12 protein-coding genes are annotated in these 20628 nt (G+C 44.9%); 5 read left to right on the top strand and 7 right to left on the bottom strand.

Features of this window, described 5'->3' with window-relative positions:
* The first annotated feature begins 204 nt into the window (after positions 1–204).
* Together LZG73_RS13120 and LZG73_RS13125 are read left to right on the top strand one after the other, a co-directional pair.
* Positions 205–1272, top strand: a complete 1068-nt coding sequence (locus LZG73_RS13120; RefSeq protein ID WP_233850074.1) for an efflux RND transporter periplasmic adaptor subunit — start codon at positions 205–207, stop codon at positions 1270–1272.
* A 51-nt stretch (positions 1273–1323) separates the two neighbouring features.
* Positions 1324–4431, top strand: coding sequence for an efflux RND transporter permease subunit (locus LZG73_RS13125; protein WP_233850076.1), 3108 nt, complete (start codon positions 1324–1326; stop codon positions 4429–4431).
* On the opposite strand, the gene LZG73_RS13130 is transcribed toward LZG73_RS13125, so the two are convergent.
* The 4 genes from LZG73_RS13130 to LZG73_RS13145 form a co-directional block, all read right to left on the bottom strand.
* On the bottom strand, positions 4432–5514 hold the full coding sequence (locus LZG73_RS13130) for an acyl-CoA desaturase (RefSeq protein ID WP_233850078.1): 1083 nt from the start codon (positions 5512–5514) through the stop codon (positions 4432–4434). It lies immediately after the preceding gene.
* Positions 5515–5662: 148 nt separating this feature from the next.
* Positions 5663–6943, bottom strand: coding sequence for a methionine adenosyltransferase (gene metK, locus LZG73_RS13135; protein ID WP_233850080.1), 1281 nt, complete (start codon positions 6941–6943; stop codon positions 5663–5665).
* Positions 6944–7155: 212 nt separating this feature from the next.
* Positions 7156–8034 carry a lipoyl synthase gene (gene lipA, locus LZG73_RS13140; protein WP_233850082.1) on the bottom strand — a complete coding sequence of 293 codons (879 nt, stop codon included), beginning with the start codon at positions 8032–8034 and terminating at the stop codon, positions 7156–7158.
* A 60-nt stretch (positions 8035–8094) separates the two neighbouring features.
* Entirely contained in the window at positions 8095–8865 is a 771-nt protein-coding gene (locus LZG73_RS13145; RefSeq protein ID WP_233850084.1) for a hypothetical protein, read from the bottom strand.
* 218 nt (positions 8866–9083) lie between these two features.
* On the opposite strand from LZG73_RS13145, the gene LZG73_RS13150 reads away from it, so the two are divergent.
* Positions 9084–10340: a 3-deoxy-D-manno-octulosonic acid transferase gene (locus LZG73_RS13150; protein WP_233850086.1), complete on the top strand. Its 1257-nt coding sequence runs from the start codon at positions 9084–9086 to the stop codon at positions 10338–10340.
* Between the two features lie 41 nt (positions 10341–10381).
* Here LZG73_RS13150 and LZG73_RS13155 read toward each other — a convergent pair whose 3' ends face one another.
* Entirely contained in the window at positions 10382–11605 is a 1224-nt protein-coding gene (locus LZG73_RS13155) for an ROK family transcriptional regulator (protein WP_233850088.1), read from the bottom strand.
* 261 nt (positions 11606–11866) lie between these two features.
* Between LZG73_RS13155 and rsgA the strand changes: the two genes are divergently transcribed.
* Together rsgA and mce are read left to right on the top strand one after the other, a co-directional pair.
* The gene (gene rsgA, locus LZG73_RS13160) at positions 11867–12802 is read left to right on the top strand and encodes a ribosome small subunit-dependent GTPase A (protein WP_233850097.1); all 936 of its coding nucleotides are present in this window, start codon (positions 11867–11869) and stop codon (positions 12800–12802) included.
* 6 nt (positions 12803–12808) lie between these two features.
* Positions 12809–13213: a methylmalonyl-CoA epimerase gene (gene mce, locus LZG73_RS13165; RefSeq protein ID WP_233850099.1), complete on the top strand. Its 405-nt coding sequence runs from the start codon at positions 12809–12811 to the stop codon at positions 13211–13213.
* 1 nt (position 13214) lies between these two features.
* Here mce and LZG73_RS13170 read toward each other — a convergent pair whose 3' ends face one another.
* Both LZG73_RS13170 and LZG73_RS13175 read right to left on the bottom strand, forming a co-directional pair.
* Positions 13215–15656, bottom strand: a complete 2442-nt coding sequence (locus LZG73_RS13170; protein WP_233850101.1) for a BamA/TamA family outer membrane protein — start codon at positions 15654–15656, stop codon at positions 13215–13217.
* A complete protein-coding gene (locus LZG73_RS13175) occupies positions 15646–20577 on the bottom strand; it encodes a translocation/assembly module TamB domain-containing protein (protein ID WP_233850103.1) in 4932 nt (1643 codons plus the stop codon). The genes LZG73_RS13170 and LZG73_RS13175 overlap by 11 nt, the downstream gene beginning before the upstream one ends.
* Positions 20578–20628: the final 51 nt, after the last annotated feature.

Below are 20628 nucleotides of genomic sequence, written 5' to 3' on the forward strand. Positions count from 1 at the left end.
TATAGTTGAAAGCCCAAATGTTTAACCAATTAATTACCCGCCGGTTTCTGTTAATGTGCAATCGTTAACTGCAAATTAACATTCGGTCAAAGTAAAAAAGTAGCCGATTGTCACTTTGTACAATATGAACTATCTTTAATAAAGACATTCGGAGAAATATAATTTATTAGTATTTGAATTGAACGAAATTTATCTGATCGATTTATGCGTACAATAATGCTGGTTGGCGGGATAATCATTGTGCTGGTGCTGGGGAAGCTTTTTGTTTTTTCAAAACCCGGAAGTGACAAGCCTGCGGGAACGGGAAGCAAGGGAGCAGCTGGAAGTTCATCGGCTGGCGCTGCGGTGCCTGTCAACGTGTACGTTGTTCGCCAGGAAGCAATCGAAAATCAAATATTTGCGTCTGGAACGGTCATTCCAAATGAGGAAGTGAATGTAATGGCAGAGGCATCAGGAAGGCTGATCAAACTCGACATTAAGGAAGGCGCTTACATTGAAAAAGGCCAGCTTATTGGCAAAATAAATGACCGCGAGCTGAGAGCGCAGCTCCAAAAAGTGACTTATAACCAAGAGCTTAGCAAGAAAATTGAAGCGCGCCAGAAAAAACTGCTGAATGTAGAGGCGATTAATTTGGAAGAATATGATGTGACTTCGAACAACATCAGGGTGCTGGATGCCGAGCGCGAAGTCATAGAAGCGCAGCTGGCAAAAACAGAAATCCGCGCGCCATTTAGCGGCAAGATTGGACTGAAATACATTAGCGAAGGCGCATATCTTTTGCCGGGTACGTCCATCGTAACCATCGTGCAAAGCAATCCGGTTAAGGTTGATTTTACAGTTCCGGAAAAATATTCGCCCAATATTAAGGTCGGTAATGTAGTCAAATTCAACCTGGACGGGGATCAGTCGACATACAATGCTAGAATTCTGGCCGTGGATCCGAAAGTGGATGAAAGTCTGCGAACATTGAAAGTGCGGGCGGTTGCATCCAATCCCAACGGCCGTTTTGTGCCAGGCATGTTTGTCAAAATATTGGCAAATCTTGATGCGAACAGATCAGCAATGATGATCCCAACCGAATCCATTGTGCCTGTTTTGAAGGGTAAAAAGGTTTTTCTTGTCAAAAATGGCAAGGCGCAGGAAGCAATGGTCGTGACCGGGTTGCGGACGGATAAGAAAATTCAGGTGATCGAAGGACTGCAACCGGGCGACTCGGTGATCACGTCCGGGATCATTGCCATCAAGGCCAATGCCGCTGTGAAGGTGAATTGAGCAGGAATGTGGTTTAGTCCAAATGTTGTCAGCCGACACTAATCTCCAACTATGAGTATATCAACGCTCTCTATCAAACGGCCGGTTCTTGCGATTGTCATGAACCTGCTCATCATACTTTTCGGGTTTCTGGGATACAAGTTTCTCGGGATGCGCGAATTCCCATCCATTGACCCGCCAGTGGTTTCCATCCGGACCAGTTACACCGGAGCCAATGCGGATATCATTGAATCCCAGATTACGGAACCGCTTGAAAAACAGTTAAATAGCATTGAGGGAATCAAGTCGATCAACTCTACGAGTAGCCAGGGAACAAGCCAGATCACCGTTGAGTTCGACATTGGCGTCAACATGGAACGCGCTGCCAATGACGTGCGCGATAAAGTGGGCTCGGCTTCAAGGACATTGCCATTGGACATTGACGGGCCTCCCGTTGTTGCAAAAGCGGATGCCAACTCGGAACCGATCATTGTGCTCACCTTCAAAAGCGACACGCGATCCCACCTGGAAGTAAGTGATTATGCTGAAAACATTATCGCGCAACGCTTGCAAACCATTGAAGGCGTAAGCGAAATCAGGATTTTCGGTCAGAAAAAATATGCCATGCGCATTTGGATGGACCCAATCAAAATGGCATCATTGGGCATCACGACGCAGGATGTGAAAATTGCACTGGACAAGGAGAATGTGGAATTGCCGAGCGGAAAACTGGCTGGCGATAACACAGAACTTACTGTAAAAACCATTGGCCGTTTCAGGACTGAAGAAGATTTTAACGAAATGATTGTTAAAAACTCCGCCACGCAAACCATTCATTTAAAGGACATTGGGCATGCAATGCTCGGACCGGAAAATGAAGAGACCATTTTGCGATTGGACAATGTACCCATGATCGGGCTCGCCATTTCACCTATGCCTGGCGCCAATTATCTAAACATTGCCGAGGAAGTGAACAAGCGAATGGCGGACATTAAAAAGGAACTGCCGAAGGATTATGAGCTTGATACACTGATTGATAACACCATTTTCGTGGAGCGCTCCATAGAAGAAGTGGGCGAAACGTTGCTCATTGCGATCATTCTAGTGGTGATCATCATTTATCTCTTCTTCCGCGACTGGCTTATTGCATTCCGTCCGCTGATTGACATTCCCGTGTCGCTGATCGGGACGTTTTTTGTCATGTATATCATGGGATTTTCGATCAATGTGCTTACGCTGCTGGCCATTGTGCTGGCAACCGGGCTCGTGGTCGATGACGGGATTGTAGTTACGGAAAATATTTTCAAGAAAATTGAGCAGGGCATGGGGCCCATCGAAGCGGCCATCAAAGGGGCAAACGAGATCATCTTTGCAGTTTTGTCCACTTCCATCACGCTGGCTTCTGTGTTTCTTCCGGTGATTTTTATGGAGGGTTTTGTCGGGAAGCTTTTCCGGGAATTTGGGATTGTGATTTCTGCGGCGGTTCTGATTTCAGCATTCGTTTCGCTTACATTGACGCCAATGCTTAATGCATATCTAGTTCGTAAGACGCACAAAAAGAGCTGGTTCTACGAAAAAACAGAGCCTTTCTTCGAAAGCATAACAACCAACTACGGCACTGCATTGGGCAAATTCCTTAAAATGCGCTGGGTTGCAATTCCGATTGTGGCGGCGACTGTGGGTATGATATGGTTTTTTGGAAAAGGCCTGCAATCAGAACTTGCGCCATTGGACGACCGCAACTGGTTCCGGATCAATATGACCGCTCCCGAGGGCTCTTCATACGAGTTCACCGATCGTTATGTGCAGGAAGTGGGGCAAATGCTGATGGATTCGATGCCTGGAAAAAAAGGCCTGATGCTTATTACATCGCCCGGAAACTCGGGCCTCGGCGCTGCGAATACAGGAAGCGGCAGGATTGCTTTGGTGGATAAAAAAGACAGAAAGGAATCGCAGCAGGAAATTGCGGATTATATCAATCAAAAATTAAAGCAAATGCCTGATGCAAAATCATTTGTGGTGCAGCAGCAAACGATTTCTGTGGATTCGCGCGGCGGCTTGCCGATTCAGTATGTGATCCAGGCGCCGGATTTTGAGAGATTGCGCTCATATCTTCCACGGTTTATGGAAGAAGCTTCCAACGACCCGACTTTCGCAATCACCGACGTCAATCTCAAATTCAGTAAACCTGAGATTCAGATCACCATTGATCGGGAAAAAGCGAAGTCATTGGGTGTGACGGTTCAGGATGTGGCGCAGACGATGCAGCTTGCATTTGCCGGTCAGCGCTTTGGTTATTTTACCATGAACGGCCGTCAATATCAAGTTATTGGACAATATGACCGTGTGAACCGGGACGAACCATTGGATTTGAAAAGCATGTTTGTGAAAACGGCAAACGGCACGCTGGTGCAGCTGGACAACATTGTGAAGGCCGAAGAAGAGAGTAGTCCGCCGCAGCTTTTTCACTACAATCGTTACATGAGCGCCACTGTGCAAGCTGCCTTGGCTCCTGGCAAAACAATCGGGGACGGCATTGCAGCTATGGACCGCATTCGCGACAAGTTGAAAGATGAGGCCATTCAAACTTCGCTCAGCGGTTCTTCAAGGGATTACGCGGAAAGCTCGTCCAACACAATGTTCTCTTTCTTTTTGGCGCTGGTGCTGATCTATTTTATTCTCGCAGCGCAATTTGAAAGCCTCATTGATCCGTTTATTATCATGTTTACTGTGCCATTGGCAATCGGCGGGGCTGTGTTCTCACTGTGGCTTTTTGACCAGACGCTGAACATTTTCAGTCAGATCGGAATGATCATGCTGATTGGTTTGGTAACGAAAAACGGGATTTTGATCGTAGAGTTTGCCAATCAGCTCCGGGAGAAAGGACTTGGCATTCAGGAAGCTGTGCTGGAAGCGGCGACGTTACGTTTCAGGCCGATATTAATGACGAGTCTTGCGACGATCCTGGGCGCATTGCCGATTGCGATGGCGCTCGGATCGGCCGGAAAAAGCCGGATGTCCATGGGAATTGTGATCATGGGCGGCTTGCTGTTTTCGCTCGTGCTCACGCTTTACGTGATCCCGGCGATTTACACATTCTTTTCCAGACCAAAGAATTTCGAAAAAATGAAAATGATAGACCAGGTCGCGCGCGAAAGTGAGCTGCTCGACCCGGCTTGATCAGGCTCTTCCCATACTTTTTAACATCCGGATGTGTGACCCCAGTGCGTTGGTAAAATTGGCCTTCGCATTGTAGTCCAATCCAAATTCCTCCGCCGTTGCCTGCACAATCGGAGACAATGCGTGGTAATGAATGTGTGAAATAGAAGGGAACAAATGGTGCTCGATCTGATAATCCAGACCACCGATATACCACGATAAGAAGCGGTTTTTGCCAGCAAAATTTGATGTTGTCTGCAACTGATGCACGGCCCAAGCATTCTCTACGCAACCCACATGATCAGGCTCTGGCTGATGCACGCCTTCAACCACGTGTGCCATTTGGAAAACAGTGCTCAGAATCATTCCGGCTGTGCAATGCATGGCCATGAATCCTATAAACCATTGTCCGAATGTCAGTTCCGTGAAATACAGCGGGATTACGCAAATGAAAACAACGTAAGCCACTTTCGTAATTATCAATTTAATGAGTTCTTTCCTCGGGAACGGCTTCGTCATGCCCGATTCAGCCATTTTATTGAATAGGGAAATTTCTTTAAAGTCTTTCCAAAGGAATGACAGCGTCATTAAGCTATATAAAAAGAATGCGTAAATGTGCTGGAAACGATGGATTTGCTTTTGTTTTTCGTGAAATGACAACCGCAGTAAAAATTTTCCGGTTATGTCTTCGTCCACTTCGTGAATGTTGGTGTATGTGTGATGAAGCCTGTTGTGCTGCACTTCCCAATTGTAAGCATTGCCGCCAAGCAGATAAATAGATGCGCCAAAAATCTTGTTCAGCACATTGGAAGTTGCCAGTGAACCGTGAATCGCATCATGCATGACGGACATGCCTACGCCCGCAACGCCAAATCCCATGACGATGGCCAGCAAGAATATGGTCAGGTAAGAAAACCCGCCCGTTAAGATCAAGAAATAAGGGATCAGATAGAGGCTCAGCATGAATAATGCCTTGAAAATAATTTCTTTGCCTCCCGATTTACAAATGTTATTGGCAGTAAAATATTGGTCAACCCGCTGTCGGAGTGTTGGGAAGAATGTGCTTTTGCCAGCGTTGGTAAACTTAATTTTTTGGTATTGCATACAAAAAAGGTTAATAAAAAAGTCTCTAGTAGATTGATTTACATAGCCCCTTAGGAACGGAAATGTGCTTCTTTTATTAGTTCAAAGATAGGTTTTAATCAAATAAGGCCGGCAACTAGCCGGCCTTATTCTTATCAGAAAAATATGATTACAATGCAAACTTCTCTTTGATTGCATCTACAAAGTCAAGTTTTTCCCAAGTGAAAAGCTCCACTTCAATTTCTTTTTCCTCACCGTTAGCGCCTTTGAATGACTTGGTTACCACTTCATTCTTGCGACCCATGTGGCCATAAGCAGCTGTTTCGGAATAAATCGGGTTACGCAGTTTCAGGCGTTGCTCGATTGCATAAGGACGAAGGTCAAAAATCTGGCCTATTTTCGAGGCGATTTCCCCATCGTGATCAGATACTTTGGCAGTTCCGTAAGTGTTGATATACAAACCGCAAGGCTCAGCCACACCGATCGCATAAGAAACCTGAACAAGCACTTCATCACAAAGTCCTGACGCCACCATGTTTTTAGCAATGTGACGCGTCGCGTATGCAGCAGACCGGTCCACTTTCGAAGGATCTTTTCCAGAGAAAGCACCGCCGCCGTGCGCGCCTTTTCCTCCGTAAGTATCCACGATAATTTTACGGCCCGTAAGACCAGTGTCGCCGTGTGGCCCACCAATTACAAACTTCCCTGTCGGGTTAATGTGGAAAGTGATATCGCCAGTGAAAAGCTGCTGCAATTCTGCAGTTAATTTTGACTTCACACGCGGGATCACAATATTGATCACATCCGATTTGATTTTGGCAAGCATTGCTGCTTCTGCATCAAAGTCGTCATGTTGTGTAGAAACCACGATTGTATCGATACGCAACGGCACATTCTCATCGCTGTATTCAATCGTCACCTGAGATTTCGCATCGGGGCGAAGATATGGGATCAGGTTTGACTCGTTGTTTCTGATATAAGACATTTCTTGAAGGATCTTGTGGGCAAGATCCAATGCAAGCGGCATGTAATTTTCGGTTTCGCGCGTGGCGTAGCCAAACATCATTCCCTGGTCACCTGCACCTTGCGCGTTTGCTTTTTCTTCGAAACTTTCGGAAGCAACCGCACGGTCAACGCCCTGGTTTATATCTGCGCTTTGATCATGAATGGCAGACAAGATTCCGCAGGAATTGGCTTCAAACATGTATTCACTCTTTGTGTATCCGATTTTTCTGATAACCTCGCGTGTGATTTTCTGAACATCCAGATAAGTGTTGGTTTTCACTTCGCCCGCCAGAACAACCTGTCCTGTCGTTACCAAAGTTTCGCAGGCTACCTTACTGTTAGTATCCCAAGCCAAGAAATTGTCAATTAAAGCATCTGATATTTGATCGGCGACCTTGTCAGGATGTCCTTCAGATACGGACTCCGAGGTGAATAAGTATGGCATAAATTGAAATTGTTAATTCCTCAAAAAGTGAAGTTAGTGTATGGATTAAAAAACAAAATTGAACTTTTTTAGGACATTAACCAAATATAATCACCTGAAAAACCAGACAAGAAAACTGTATTCGGCATCATTACCACAGGTGTCATGAAAACAGAAAAGCCTGCTTCTCTCGGAAAAGCAGGCTTTAACTTACCTTATTATATGTGTTGGAATCAAATCGGCACGTTAACGTGGCGCTCTGCATGGTAACTTGACCGCACAAGCGGCCCGGATTCAACGTATTTCAGTCCGCGACGTAAACCTTCTTCTCTGTAGTTATTAAACATTTCGGGCGTGATCCATTCGATCACTTCGTGGTGCATTTTGGTTGGCTGCAAATATTGTCCTAATGTAAGAATATCAAGACCATTGGCTGCCAGATCGTCCATTGCTTTGTGAACTTCATCCTGCGTTTCGCCCAGGCCGAGCATGATGCCTGATTTGGTGCGCTGACCGAATGCCTTCGTTCTTCTGATCTGTTCCAAACTGCGCTCATACTTTGCCTGCGGACGCACTGAACGGTATAAACGTTCAACGGTTTCCATGTTATGCGAAACCACTTCCTGGCCAGCCTCGATCATGTGGATCAATGCGTCCCAGTTGTTTTTTACATCAGGAATCAGCGTTTCGATTGTTGTTTCAGGCGTGTTTTCTTTCACTTGCCGCACAGTCTGATACCAGATTTCAGCGCCGCGGTCTTTCAACTCATCACGATTTACGGAAGTAAGCACCGCGTGTTTCACTTGCATGAGCTTAATGGCTTCCGCAACACGTCTTGGCTCGTCGGTGTCATATTCGTTAGGGCGTCCGGTTGCTACTGCGCAGAAACTGCAGCTTCTTGTGCAAACATTGCCCAGGATCATAAAAGTGGCGGTTCCTGCACCCCAGCATTCACCCATATTAGGGCAGCTTCCGCTTTCGCAGATTGTGTGCAGTTTATAATTATCAACCAGCTGTCTTACTTTCCGGAACTCGGGCCCTGCGGGAAGTTTCACTCTCAACCAATCCGGTCTTTTCTTGCGCTCTGAGGGAATAACAGGTAATTCAATCATATTTATTGGTAATCTCTGGCAATGCAACCTGATCAGCCGACATTGCCAATGGGGAATTTATTATTTCTTTTTACTCCCAAAATATAGGGTTAAATAGCCGGAAGTGAAAAAGCTTCTGTTTTCAGCGAAGGCCATTATCTCAACTTTTCTTGTAAATGCCTCAGCAATAAAGCCAATTTCTACACCCGTTACATTCTCACGAAAAGCACTTAATTCAAAACTCATCGCTGTTTTAATGTGTAATCCCGGGACGATTTTGGTTTGGCCAAATCCTTGAAAGAAACTTCCTGCACCTACAATTCCCGTCGTTTGCGTGCTTCCTGCATGTTTTACGGGATCAAAAGGCTCCGTTACAACACGGCCGTCGGCGCTTTGAAACTGCACCATATAAGGTTTTTCCAATCCAAGGGAAGGTCCTGCGGCTACAATCCCGCTGATGGAAATTCCTTCGTCATCTTGTCTGCTGAACAATGTGAGTTCCCTGCCATATTCTGGTCTTAGCACAAACAAGTAATTTTGCTTGCCGTAAACCAAGCGCGCTCCTGTAACAAAATCCTGCTGGGAAAGCTCCTTGGGATGCTTCACATTCACGAGTTCAAGTGCGAGATAGCGATATTGATTTTTACCAAAAAGCTTTGAGCCAAGCGCGGACGACTGTCTGAAAACAGCACCGCCCAAGATGCCTGAATTGGTGTTTGTAGTTACGCCAAAAGAAGTGAAAGTTTTATAGCTCTCTTCACTATCTTCAACCTTCGCCCGACGCTGGGCATATATATCTGTCGATAGTGCAAACAGAATAGATACAGACAGTAAAAATTTTACACGCATCATATATTTAGATCTAATTCTCTGTTACAGAAAGTGTCGTATGAACAGTGAAAGTACAAAATTATAGCGTAAAGCCACTGAATGTCGTCACCACTTTAACGGTTTTTTGTACATTTATGTTCTTTGATCGGGCAAAGAAATAAAAAAGCCTGCCAGAGATTCTTCGCACTTGCGATTTTCCCAAAAATATTTTTCTCTAATCTCCTTTTAATCAGAATCTTTTGTCTGAATTCATCTATCAAAGCGCAATCAGCACAGTCGCCTCTTTGATGAAGGTTGCGGCTATATTTAACAGTAAAATAAGGCTTGGTGTTGAGGGAAGAAATGGATTGCTTGAAGCAATGGAGGATTCGTTTCCAAAGCTTGTAAACGGTCGCGCAGTGGCTTGGTTTCATGCCGCTTCCCTGGGTGAATTTGAACAAGGAAGGCCGGTTATTGAAGCTTACAGAACGCACTTTCCGGATGATTTTATTCTACTCACATTCTTCTCGCCGTCCGGCTATGAAGTGCGCAAAAATTACACAGGAGCCGATTATATTTGTTATCTGCCCATCGACACGGCCTCCAATGCAAGGCGTTTTGTCAAAATTGTAAACCCAAGAATTGCGTTTTTCATCAAATACGAATTTTGGCATAATTACCTGAAAGCGTTAAAAAAGAACGAAACCTACATCATTTCTTTCTCCACGATCTTTCGCCCAAATCAGGCATTTTTCAAAAAAAGCGGTTCGTTTTTTAGGCAAATGCTTATTGCATTTGATCACATATTTGTACAAAATAAACAGTCGCTGCAATTGCTGGAAAGCGCTGGAATACATCAATGCAGCATTGCCGGTGACACCAGGTTTGACCGCGTGGCAGCCATTGCATCCAATACGAAGTCGTTTCCGGAAATTGCGGGGTTTCGCAACGGACAAGTTTGCCTGATTGCGGGCTCGGTCTGGGAGGCTGATATGCAGGTGCTTATTCCCGCTTTGAACAGTTACGAGGGCAAATTGAAAGCCATTATTGCGCCGCACGAAATCCATAAGGAGCAAATGGAACAATGGCGCAAAAGTTTGACAGGAAAGACATTGTTATACTCCGAACTGGCATCTGAAAATAACATTAGCGCCTTCGATTATCTGATCATTGACAACATTGGAATGCTTTCGGCCTTGTATCAATATGGGAATATGGCATTCATTGGAGGCGCTTTTGGTTCTGGGCTGCACAATATTTTGGAGGCTGCGACTTTCGGCATTCCGGTTGCATTTGGCAATAAGCGTTATCACAAATTTCAGGAAGCGCTCGATTTGACAGAGCAGGGTGGGGCAGTTGCAGTTGCCGGTCGGGAAGAGTTAATTGCGACAATCGGTCAATGGCTTAATGATCCTGAAAAACGGAAAATGGCCGGGGCGGTTAACAAAAATTACATTGCTGCCGGAATCGGATCGACGGATATGATCCTGAATGAAGTGAAGAAATTGCAGAGCTGAACGCCGCCTGAATCAAGCCTGCGCTCAGCTCTGAGCGTATTTTACGAAAATTCTTTTGCAATCAAATGTTCAAACAAATGCGCTTGTGTGCCTAACAACCTGGCTTTTGCGCCCAATTTGGAAATATGGATCGATAGCGAATTTTTAAAGTCGGATAAGCAATATTTATTAATCGCCTGCTCAATTGGATTTGAAATAAATGGCCCCGCTTCAGCAAGTAACCCGCCGACAATGATCACTTCGGGATTGAAAAGATGAACAGCCGTGGCCAGCCCTTTGCCCAATTCAGTGCCGACCGTGCTTAGCAAATCAATCGAAAATTCGTCTCCGGCATGCACAGCTTCAATGATGTGCGTGGTGTCCAGCAAGTCCAGATTGTTGTTGACAATTTGCGATAAAATCGTGGCTTTGCCGCTGTTAATGCCTTCTTTCGCTCTCCTTATCAATGCAATGGCAGACGTTATGGTGTCAAGGCAACCGACTTTTCCGCAATGACATAACAGACCATCCGGCTTTACCTGAATGTGCCCAAGTTCACCCGCAAATCCCGACGCGCCATTGAAAACTTCCCCATTAATAATAATCCCCAAACCTACGCCCCAGTCGATGTTAATGGTCAAAACCTGCGATTTTTCCATCGCGAATCCAAATCTGTGTTCGCCAATGGTCGTCGCTTTTGTATCATTAAACAGGCAGACAGGCAACTTAAAATGTTTCCGCAAATGTGAAACAAGCGGAACGCCGGGAGGAGTCAGGTTGAGATAAGTGAGGTTAATGCCTTGTGACGAATTGATCAGACCAGGCATTGAAACGCCAATTCCCCATAACTTGCTTACATTGATATTATTAGAAGTCAGGAAGTCGTCGGTTGCAGCAAAAAGCTGTTCGAGAAATGTAGCAGAATCATCAAGCCGAATATCCACTTTGCTCTTTAAAATCAGCTGATTATGCAGGTCAAAAATGACAAGCTGGGTGTCATGGCGGTTAATGTCCATGATCAGCGTCATATATTTTTTGGCATTGAGTCCGTAAAGCACAGGCGGCCGTCCTGCACGGGCCGGTCCGGTTCCGGTTTCTGTAATCCATCCTTCGCGGATCAGCTCGTTAACAATGCCTGTCGCGGACGGAATGCTGGCATGGAACAACCGCGCCATTTTGTTGATTGAAGTGTCACCGGATTGATATAAATGAAGCAATAAGTTACTTCTAATGCGGTTTTTTCGAATATCAATAACCGAATTTGGTTCTTCTACAACTAAGTCCATTCTGTGGAGTGTAAATATTGTGTTATGCAGTTCTTTTTAAAAATTCTTGATAATTGAGGCCCACTAATGTATACAAAAACCCCTAAACTCGCCGAGGATATTAAAAAATATTATGATTTGCCACCTAAGTCACTCCAGAAAACAAATATCATTTCAAAAACTACTTAATTTTAATCAGGTGATTTTTTAACGGTCAATTATATTCTATGAAACGATTGACGAAACTCCTGTTAAATTCGCTACTTGTAAAAAAAACGAAGCATGGAATTAGTGAGAGGGTTGGTGCTGCGTTCGACAGGTTCTTGGTACGATGTGCGGGACAGCCGCGATGGCCATATCTGGCAATGCAGGCTCAAAGGTAAGTTTAAGGCGCTCGGCTTGAAGGTGACGAACCCGATAGCGGTGGGCGATTATGTGCGTTTCGAGGCCGAGGATGAGACGCAAAATTTCGGGATTATCCATGAAATTATGCCGAGGGAAAACTACGTGGTTCGGCGTTCGGTGCATAAAACGGCACATGCGCATTTGATCGCAGCGAATGTGGACCAGGCTATTTTGATTGCAACGCTTGTTTTTCCTAGAACTTCCCTGGGTTTCATTGATCGCTTTCTTGTTGCCATTGAGTCGTTTCGCATTCCCGGTGTGCTCATTTTTAACAAGCAGGATTTACTGAATGATGATATGATCGATTTCCAGTCCGAACTCATGGCATTATATGAAAGTTTGGGCTACACTTGCATGGCTACAACCGCCGTGAGTGAGGAAGGACTGGAAGATTTTGCTGCCTTATTAAAAGGCAAAGTTTCGCTGCTCTCCGGCCATTCGGGTGTTGGTAAATCTACATTGGTGAATGCAATCGCTCCGAATCTGGACATTAAAACACAGGAGGTTTCCACATTTGCCAACAAAGGCGTGCATACGACGACATTTGCGGAAATGTTTGAATTGGAACCCGGCACATTCATCATTGACTCTCCGGGAATTAAGGAACTGGGACTTTCGGACATGAAACAGGAGGAAATAAGCCATTATTTCCCCGAAATGCGTGATCTTTTGAATCAATGCCGTTTCAATAATTGCCAGCACATTAACGAACCCGGTTGCGCTGTCAAAGATGCCGTTTCGGAGGGCAACATTGCGATCAGCCGTTATGAGAGTTATCTGAGCATGGTTGGCGGAGCAGACAATCGCAAATAAGCTTTTATGAAAAATGTGGAGCACATTGGCATTGCGGTTAAGGAGCTTGAAGCGGCTGAAAAATTGTTTTCAAGCTTGTTTCAAACCAATCCTTACAAGCGTGAAACCGTTGAATCGGAAGGTGTTTCCACCTTATTTTTTCAAATCAATCAAACAAAAATTGAGCTCTTGCAGTCCATTGCAGACGATGGCGTAATTGCGAGATTCATTGAAAAAAAAGGCGAAGGATTCCATCACATTGCATTCGAAGTGGAGGACATTGTGGCGGAAATGGCTCGTTTAAAAAAAGAGGGTTTCACTCTTTTAAGTGAAACCCCTAAGCCAGGCGCCGATAATAAACTCGTTTGTTTCCTGCATCCCAAAGCCACAAACGGAGTGCTTATTGAGCTTTGTCAGGGAATAAAGTCATAAGTTAGAACGGCAATCCGACCGCGATATTCAGGATCAGATTTTCCCTCCTCCACGCTTTATTTCGGAAATTGACCTCATTAAACACCCAAGGATTTTTGTAAGTAATCTCGCCTTCCGGTGTTTGGGATACGATTTCCTTTGTATACCAAGGCTTACGGAATGGCGTTGCAAGATCTATTCGGAAGATCAGAAACGAAAAATCAAATCGTAAACCAAATCCGCCGCCGACAGCAATTTGTTTTATAAAATCCTTGCTGATGATTGCGGAAGAATCGTAAGATGCTCGTTCCGGACTTCCAAATGACCAGATGTTTCCGGCATCCATAAACAATGCACCATTGATAACGTTAGTGAATTTCAGACGAAGCTCTGTATTGAATTCCATACGGATATCCGCAAAGTTTTGATAGCCGATCAGGCTTATTGAAGTCGTATCAGGCGTATAAGCACCAGGTCCCAGCGCCCGTGCTCGGAAGGCCCGTATTCCCGTACTTCCACCACCAAAATATTGCTTAAACTGAGGCGTCGTCATATTTTTTGAATTACCATAAGGCTTAATGGCTCCAAGCAAAAGCCGGTTGGCCCACTTGATTCCTGGCGTAAGCGTGCGATAATATCTGACATCCCCGTCCAACTTAACGTATTGCAAAACAGGAACTTGCAAAAATTCTTTTGCATAAATTCCAAGCGAATCACCTTTGGCTCTTTTCGCTAGAAGACTTAATAAATTGCCTCCGTAGTCAATGCCACCCGTGAATGCATATTGATTTTTAGCAAACGGTTTAGGTCTAGGACGGAAAGATATCGTGTAATTCGAGCTGGCTATAAAGTATTTCTGATCAACGAGATCGAGTAACCTCTTAATGTCAACAGGATTCGTATTGGGATTTTGCGCAATCGCACCTAGTCTTTCAGTGTTTACATTGCTGGGTTGAATGTAATTCAGCGAAATGGGCGTTAAGGTGTGTTCAACTTCGGAATTTTTGCTCCAAATGTAAGACCAGTCCCCACGAATGGAAGTGGTCGTGTAAAGCCCTCGCTGTATCCGGTTTTCGTAATTCACCGAAAGTATCGTTTTTGGCAAAGCCTGACTTTTCTCCGGACGAATGCGGACAAATGGGATGATAAATCGAGGGAACGAGAGATCTGCCCCGATCCCATAACGAATGTATTCATTTCCAATCCGGTTTGGATTTGCCTCACGATTGCCACCCAACTGCACGTCGAATCCAAAAAAGGCCTTGACGGCGAGCATTTCAGCCCCTTTAAAGGTGTTTCGGTTTCTCCACGCAACATCCAGCTGAGATCCGCCCAAATTGTTTGATTTTGTGCTCGCGCTGATCGTCGTTTGCAACGCCTTCTTTTTCAATGGTTCCAGATCATAACGCACATCGAGCAATGCGGAATCTGAGCGTGGGACAAGGTCAAATTGATTTTTTACGAACTTGAAATTTTGGAGGTTGATGAGTCTTTGCAGCGAAACATTATGCATTGTATTCGTATACATATTGCCTCTACGGAACCCGATCGCGTCGTAGAAAATCCTGCGTTTGTATAAATTTCCCGGATCTTTAATGTTAAGCCCTCTCCGGAGCGGTTCGCGTCCTTTGGTTGTATCAGCCAACAGGTTTTCCTGGCTTCCGGTGTTGACGTAAATCTTGTTAATAAAATATTGTTTCAGTGAATTTTGCGCAGTTTGCGGCTTCACTTCGAGGAATATATTGACTTGCTCAGCCTGCAATGTGGAGTCCATTTTTCCAATGGTCGAATCCACTTTAATGATCAGATAATCCGGATTAAAAAAATAATAACCTTTCCCTTTCAATTCCAGGTCAATTCTGCTTCGTTCGGCTAAAATTACGTCCAGGCGAGGTGGATCACCTTTTTTCAAAAGTGTTTTCTCTTTGGCCAAAACCAGATCCCGGTTGAATAACGAACTGTCCCGAACCACATAATTGATCTCGTTCATCACATAACGAGGCATGATGTAGGTGTCAAATTCATAAATAGCGGTTCTGCGTTTTTCTTTTTTGCTGGGAATGAGTTTGCCGGTTGCTTTGGAACGATAATAAGCCTCATTGTCCAGATGGGAAACCATATTGGCCGCATTAATGTCAGCCACGCGCTGCGTTGCAAACTTAGGCGCCTCACCGAGCTTGTTACGGAACCAGCTGCGCAAGCCGCCTTCGTCTTTTGGCTCTCCGATAAAATACCACCACCACACTTTCCAGGGGAAACCCAGCAGCGTCTTATTAGGCGGCGGTTTGACAATCGCTTCAAGCTCGGAGGCAAGGCCTGACACATTTGGCTTGGTAATGCTGTCCGGTTGCACTTTTACTTTGCTGCCCACATAAAGACTTTGGCCTTCCGGAATATATTTATTCACTGAACAGCTGCTCAGTGTCACCAAAAGAACCAATATGCCTAATAAACTATTTCTCATTTTTTTGCCTTTCAAAAAATTCACGCAGCAGGTCATAATCTGCCGTCACTATAAAACTCACACCGGTTTCAATGATAAAACCTTCCAAAATCGACTGATATTGGTTTTTACGGAAGCCCCTGAATAAATATCGGCCATCTTTTGTAATCGCGTAATCCAGTGCAATGTTGTCAAAAACCTCTGTGGAAGCGGCAGAGCTGGTCTGGCTTTCGATTTCGAAGTTTTTACCAACCGAAATTTTAAGACGGTCATTTAAAAATGCTTTGCTCAAACCAAGATTCAGGTCCGTGCGCGCACCGGTTGTCTGATCCGCTGTTGAGTTAACCCCAATGTTCAGATCAACGCCTTTTACCAGATCGGACGCCAGATTGTTCAGCTGATCGCTCAAAAGCTGGCTTACGCTTTGACGTGCAACGGCCTCGGCGCTTGATCCCAGATTGAAACCGGGAGATGACTGATTTGTGATAAATTTATTGGTGATCAAAAGCGCAAACGCCTGCTTATTCATTTCAGACGGGTTGTTCTTCATATCCTCCCAGAATGCCTGGCTGGTAAGTTCATTGGTCACCTGCTTGTCAATGGTCTCATCCGGCACAATGTTGAATGTAATGTTCGGCGTCGTCAGGTTTCCTGTAATGACCACTTGCACCTGAATCGGCACTTTACTGGCGCCCTGGAACTTCGCACTGATCGATCCCGGATCAACTTCCACCGTGTAACCGGCAGTAATGTTCAGCTCAGCATTCATCACGTCACCAGTCCAAAGCAGGTTGCTTCCTTTGAGAATATCGAACTTCCTTTTCAGGATCTGCAATGTCAGGTCGTAAGAGCCTTCGGTAAGATCATAGGAGCCAAGCATAAAAAGCTGCCCGTTGGGCGCGATTCCGGTGTTGAGCTGCGCATTTCCTTTTAATTGAATGTTATCACCGTTCAACTCGTCAATCACAACTTTGAATTGCGACTTGTCGTCCACATCCACGTCCAGTGATATTTGCGAGGCAAATGCAACTGCAGGAAGCTGGGACGCAGCAGAATCAACTTTTGCGATTTGCGTCGAATCGCTCATGTCTACAAACTCGATTACGCCCTTGGTCGCGTCGCCAGCTTCGGTGGCGTCGCTTGGAACCACAAAAGTAATGTCACTGCCAGGATCAACTTTAACGCTGCCATCAATTACCGAACTTGTGCCCTGTCCTTTTACAGTCAGGTCGGCATCGATGTTTGCTTTACCGTAAAAGAGCTCATTTTGCTTTTGTGTGGAGTTGAGCACATTGAAGTTCTTAGCATCGATTTTCAGGTTGTAGCCGACATCCGGAATGTTCGCAATGTTCACATTTCCGTTGATCTTCATCTGCTGATTGATCGAATCGGCAATGATGAAATTGTTGAAATTGATGTTTTGACCGTTAAAATTGATTTTCTGGTTTGCCAAAGAATATCTAGCGCCTAGCTGGGTCGCATTAAAGGCAACATCATTGAAATTGATCGCCCCGTTTAGATTCGGGCTCGTCGTTGAACCTGTTATCGCAATGTCGCCAGTAAGGTTTCCGGTCGCCTTTTGGAGTTCACCAAAACTAAATGCTTCAATCGTCTGCGCACTGAATCTTTCCAGATCAAGCTTGAAATCCATCGGGCTATCCTCGGATTTGAGATTATAACTTCCGCCCAGCTTGATATTATTTTCTCCGTTCGTCAGCGACATTGCCACCCGAATCAGATTTTCCGTCTCATTGGTCGATTTTAATGCAAGATTACCAACAGGAATTTTTGTGACAGCCAGATTGTCGATTGTCAGTTCGCCTGTATAAACCGGCGCTTTCATGTAGTCGCTTAATAATATTTTTCCATTCAAAATCCCCGTCGCCAATGTCGAATCGCGGGTTGCAATGGCAATCATCGGACCGATTGAAATGTTCGCGATGGAAATATCGAGCGGACTGTTTGGCGCTTCGCTCGTGGAATTGATGGTTAAGGACTGATCCTTGCTTTTAATTACAAAGTTTTTGACATAAAGACTGTCTGTCGCATACTGAATGTAACCCGAAGTGTCCGTTTCCCAGGTCAGATAATCCAGCAATAAATCTTCTCTCAAATTCAGCTTGTAAGTGTTGCCTGCAATCGCAAGGTCGCCTTTGATGGCATGCCTGTCCGTGTTAACCGAATCTTTTACAATGAAGTCAAACTTCACATCATTGTTTACGATCTGACTTTTCAATGACGCGTTTTGAAGTCTGAAACTGCCTGTGTTAACAAGTCCGACGTTAGCATTCAATGCTGCATTTGCCTCTGTGCTGATGAGATCAACCGACACTCTTTCGGTGCGAATGCTGTCGTAATTGACCATTGGAATGCTTAATCTGGCCACAATCGACGAATCTTGCTGATTATTCACTCTTGCATGGAAATCAATGTCATTCATTTCTTTAAGCTCGGGAACGAACATGGCAATTGCCGGGTGGTTCCGCATGGTTGCATCAAGCGTAAAGTTTACGGGTTTTGTAACTGTGTTATAAGTGAGGTTCGGCGCTTTGAAATGTTTGCCAACTTCGGTCAAAAGTGCGTCCGCGATTTCTGTGTAAACAAAGTCGCCCTTCATGCGCGCTTTCAGGAAAGGCGATTTGATGTTGGCCTGCCGCTGTCCGCTTGAATCCGTCAATTGCACATTAATGGAATCCAAAGTGATTGGTTTGCGGTGGTGCGTAAGCGTAAAGTTGTTGATATCAATTGTTCCAAGCGGATTCGCCGGATTGGTGGAAGGCATGTCCACCTTAATGTCTCCTTTGATCTGCAATGAATCCGCATATAAATTCAATGCGGTCAGGTCCAGTTTATCAATTGAAACGTCCGCTTTTACAGAAGGATATTCTTTGGAAAGATCGGCTTGTGCAGTCAGATCAACATCAATGTTCTGATCATTCATGGTGGCAGAAACATTTGCCAATCCATTGTCTACATCGCCTTTTAATGTAAGATTATTATAAACGTATCCTTTAATATCGGCGCTGGCAACTGTTCCGTCAAGGCGTGCTCTCATTGTGTTGGGTGCATAACCTGTGCCTTCAAGGTCCGTGCGAAGTGTCAGCTTGCCCATTTGCTCTGGCGGCTGCTTCATTAATTTACCCAGATCAAAATCATTGAAAGCGAGCGTGCCATTGTATTGCGCGCGCATGCTGTCAGTAATATTTTTAAGATTTCCTGAAAACGTGCCAATCCCGAACGACGTGTTTATGGTCGTTGTCATGGTGATATCTTCCATCGATCCGTTTACTTTCCCAGTAATTTTAATGTTCTCGGGAAGTTCGATGGATGCAGGCACTGCGCTGTCGGGCAGCATTTTCATCAGATCTTGTTTGGTCGAGGACAGCTCATTAATCGTCATGTCCACTGCCACTTTATTGGCATCGGGCAAGCCCTTCACGCGTCCATCCAGGCTTAGCACGGTTCCATCGAGCATACTGAATCTGGCTTTGGAAATGAACATATCATTTACCGAACCACTTATCACACCCGAACCCTGGACACTGCCGTTTGGCTCTTTGTTGAATGGCGGCGTTTTGGCGAGATCAGGAACCAGTAAGAGCACGTCAGAAAAAGCAACTCTGCTGTTGGTCAGTTTCAGGTTGATTTTAACTTTTGCAATGTCCTCTGCAAGCTCGTCCAGGTTTTTATAACGCAGGCTCAATTCATCGCGCAATGTGGTCTGTGGCGTTCTCACCAACAGATTTCTCAGATACGTTTCCTGTGCGCCATATTTGAAGTTTGTCCGGAATTCAAGTAATCTGAAACCACTTTTCTCCTGAAATGATCCTGATTTCAATGAACCAGCAATGTTTTCAGGCGAGAAAATGAAGTTCTGTAAATTGATATTGAGGTTTTTTACATCCAAATGGGCAAAATCAAGTCCTTTTGGTTGCCTGGCTGTGTTAAAGTCGTCATAGCGAATGTCGTTATCAGCCAGTTTTATTTCTCCCACTTTGACATTCCAGCCGGGCGTTGCGGGTTCCTCGGAAGTGGTGTCTTTCTTCGCTTCTGCTTTTGCCTTTTTGGCGAACTCAGCGTAAAGCGTCATTTTTTCAAGATTCAGGTTGCGCACATCCACGCGCTGGCTGCCCATGTAAATGTAATTGATGTGGCCATCCAGCTTGCCAACGTCAACGCCGTTTTTCAATCCTGAAATTTCATCTTCAAACACCCATTTGAACTGGCGAATGTCAATGTCACCCACTTTAATGTCAAGCGAATCGGCAGGGTCGGGCACGGTGGCCGGAGTTGTTTCCGTTTTGAGCGGCTCATACATTCTCAACTTCACCTGGCTATTCAGCAACGCAAGTTTGGAAGGATGATATTGGGAAATGGTTGGGTTGAATTTATCAAAACGAACAAGTGCCGAATCAATGTTGGCACTTGCGTCCGTTCCAGTTACTGCGTCGCGGTAGGATAATCTTACGTTTTTCAGAGAAATCTGATCAAGGCGCATTTCCAATGGCTTGGAAGTTGTGTCCACCTGAGCAGTTGAGTCGGTGCTGGCGAATGCGTCAACAATGAATTGGAAATTGAAAACCGTGTCCGGCAAAACCCTGTTAATGTTCGCATTAACACCTTCAACCTCTATTTTATTAATGCCTACATTGCCTTTGATGAGACTATACATGTCCAGATCGACATACAATCTTTTTCCGGCAACCAATGTATCGCCTTTTTGATCCTCGAAATAAACACCTTCCAGTAAAATCCAGTCAGGAACGTCGAAACGCACTTTCTCAATATTGACCTTTGTTTTAAGTTTCTTACGCAGAAATGAGTTGGCTTGTGATGTCAGAAAGTTTTGTCCAAATGGCGTTTGAATGCCCCAAATCAAAACCCCAACCAGAATCAATAGCGCCAGAATTACAATTGCTAATACTTTTAATGCTTTCTTCATCCTTTTCTTTTAAGCCTGGTCCTTGTGGATGGCGGCGATGTTTATTCAGGT

This window comes from Dyadobacter sp. CY326 (genome assembly GCF_021390515.1).
Taxonomy (GTDB): domain Bacteria; phylum Bacteroidota; class Bacteroidia; order Cytophagales; family Spirosomataceae; genus Dyadobacter.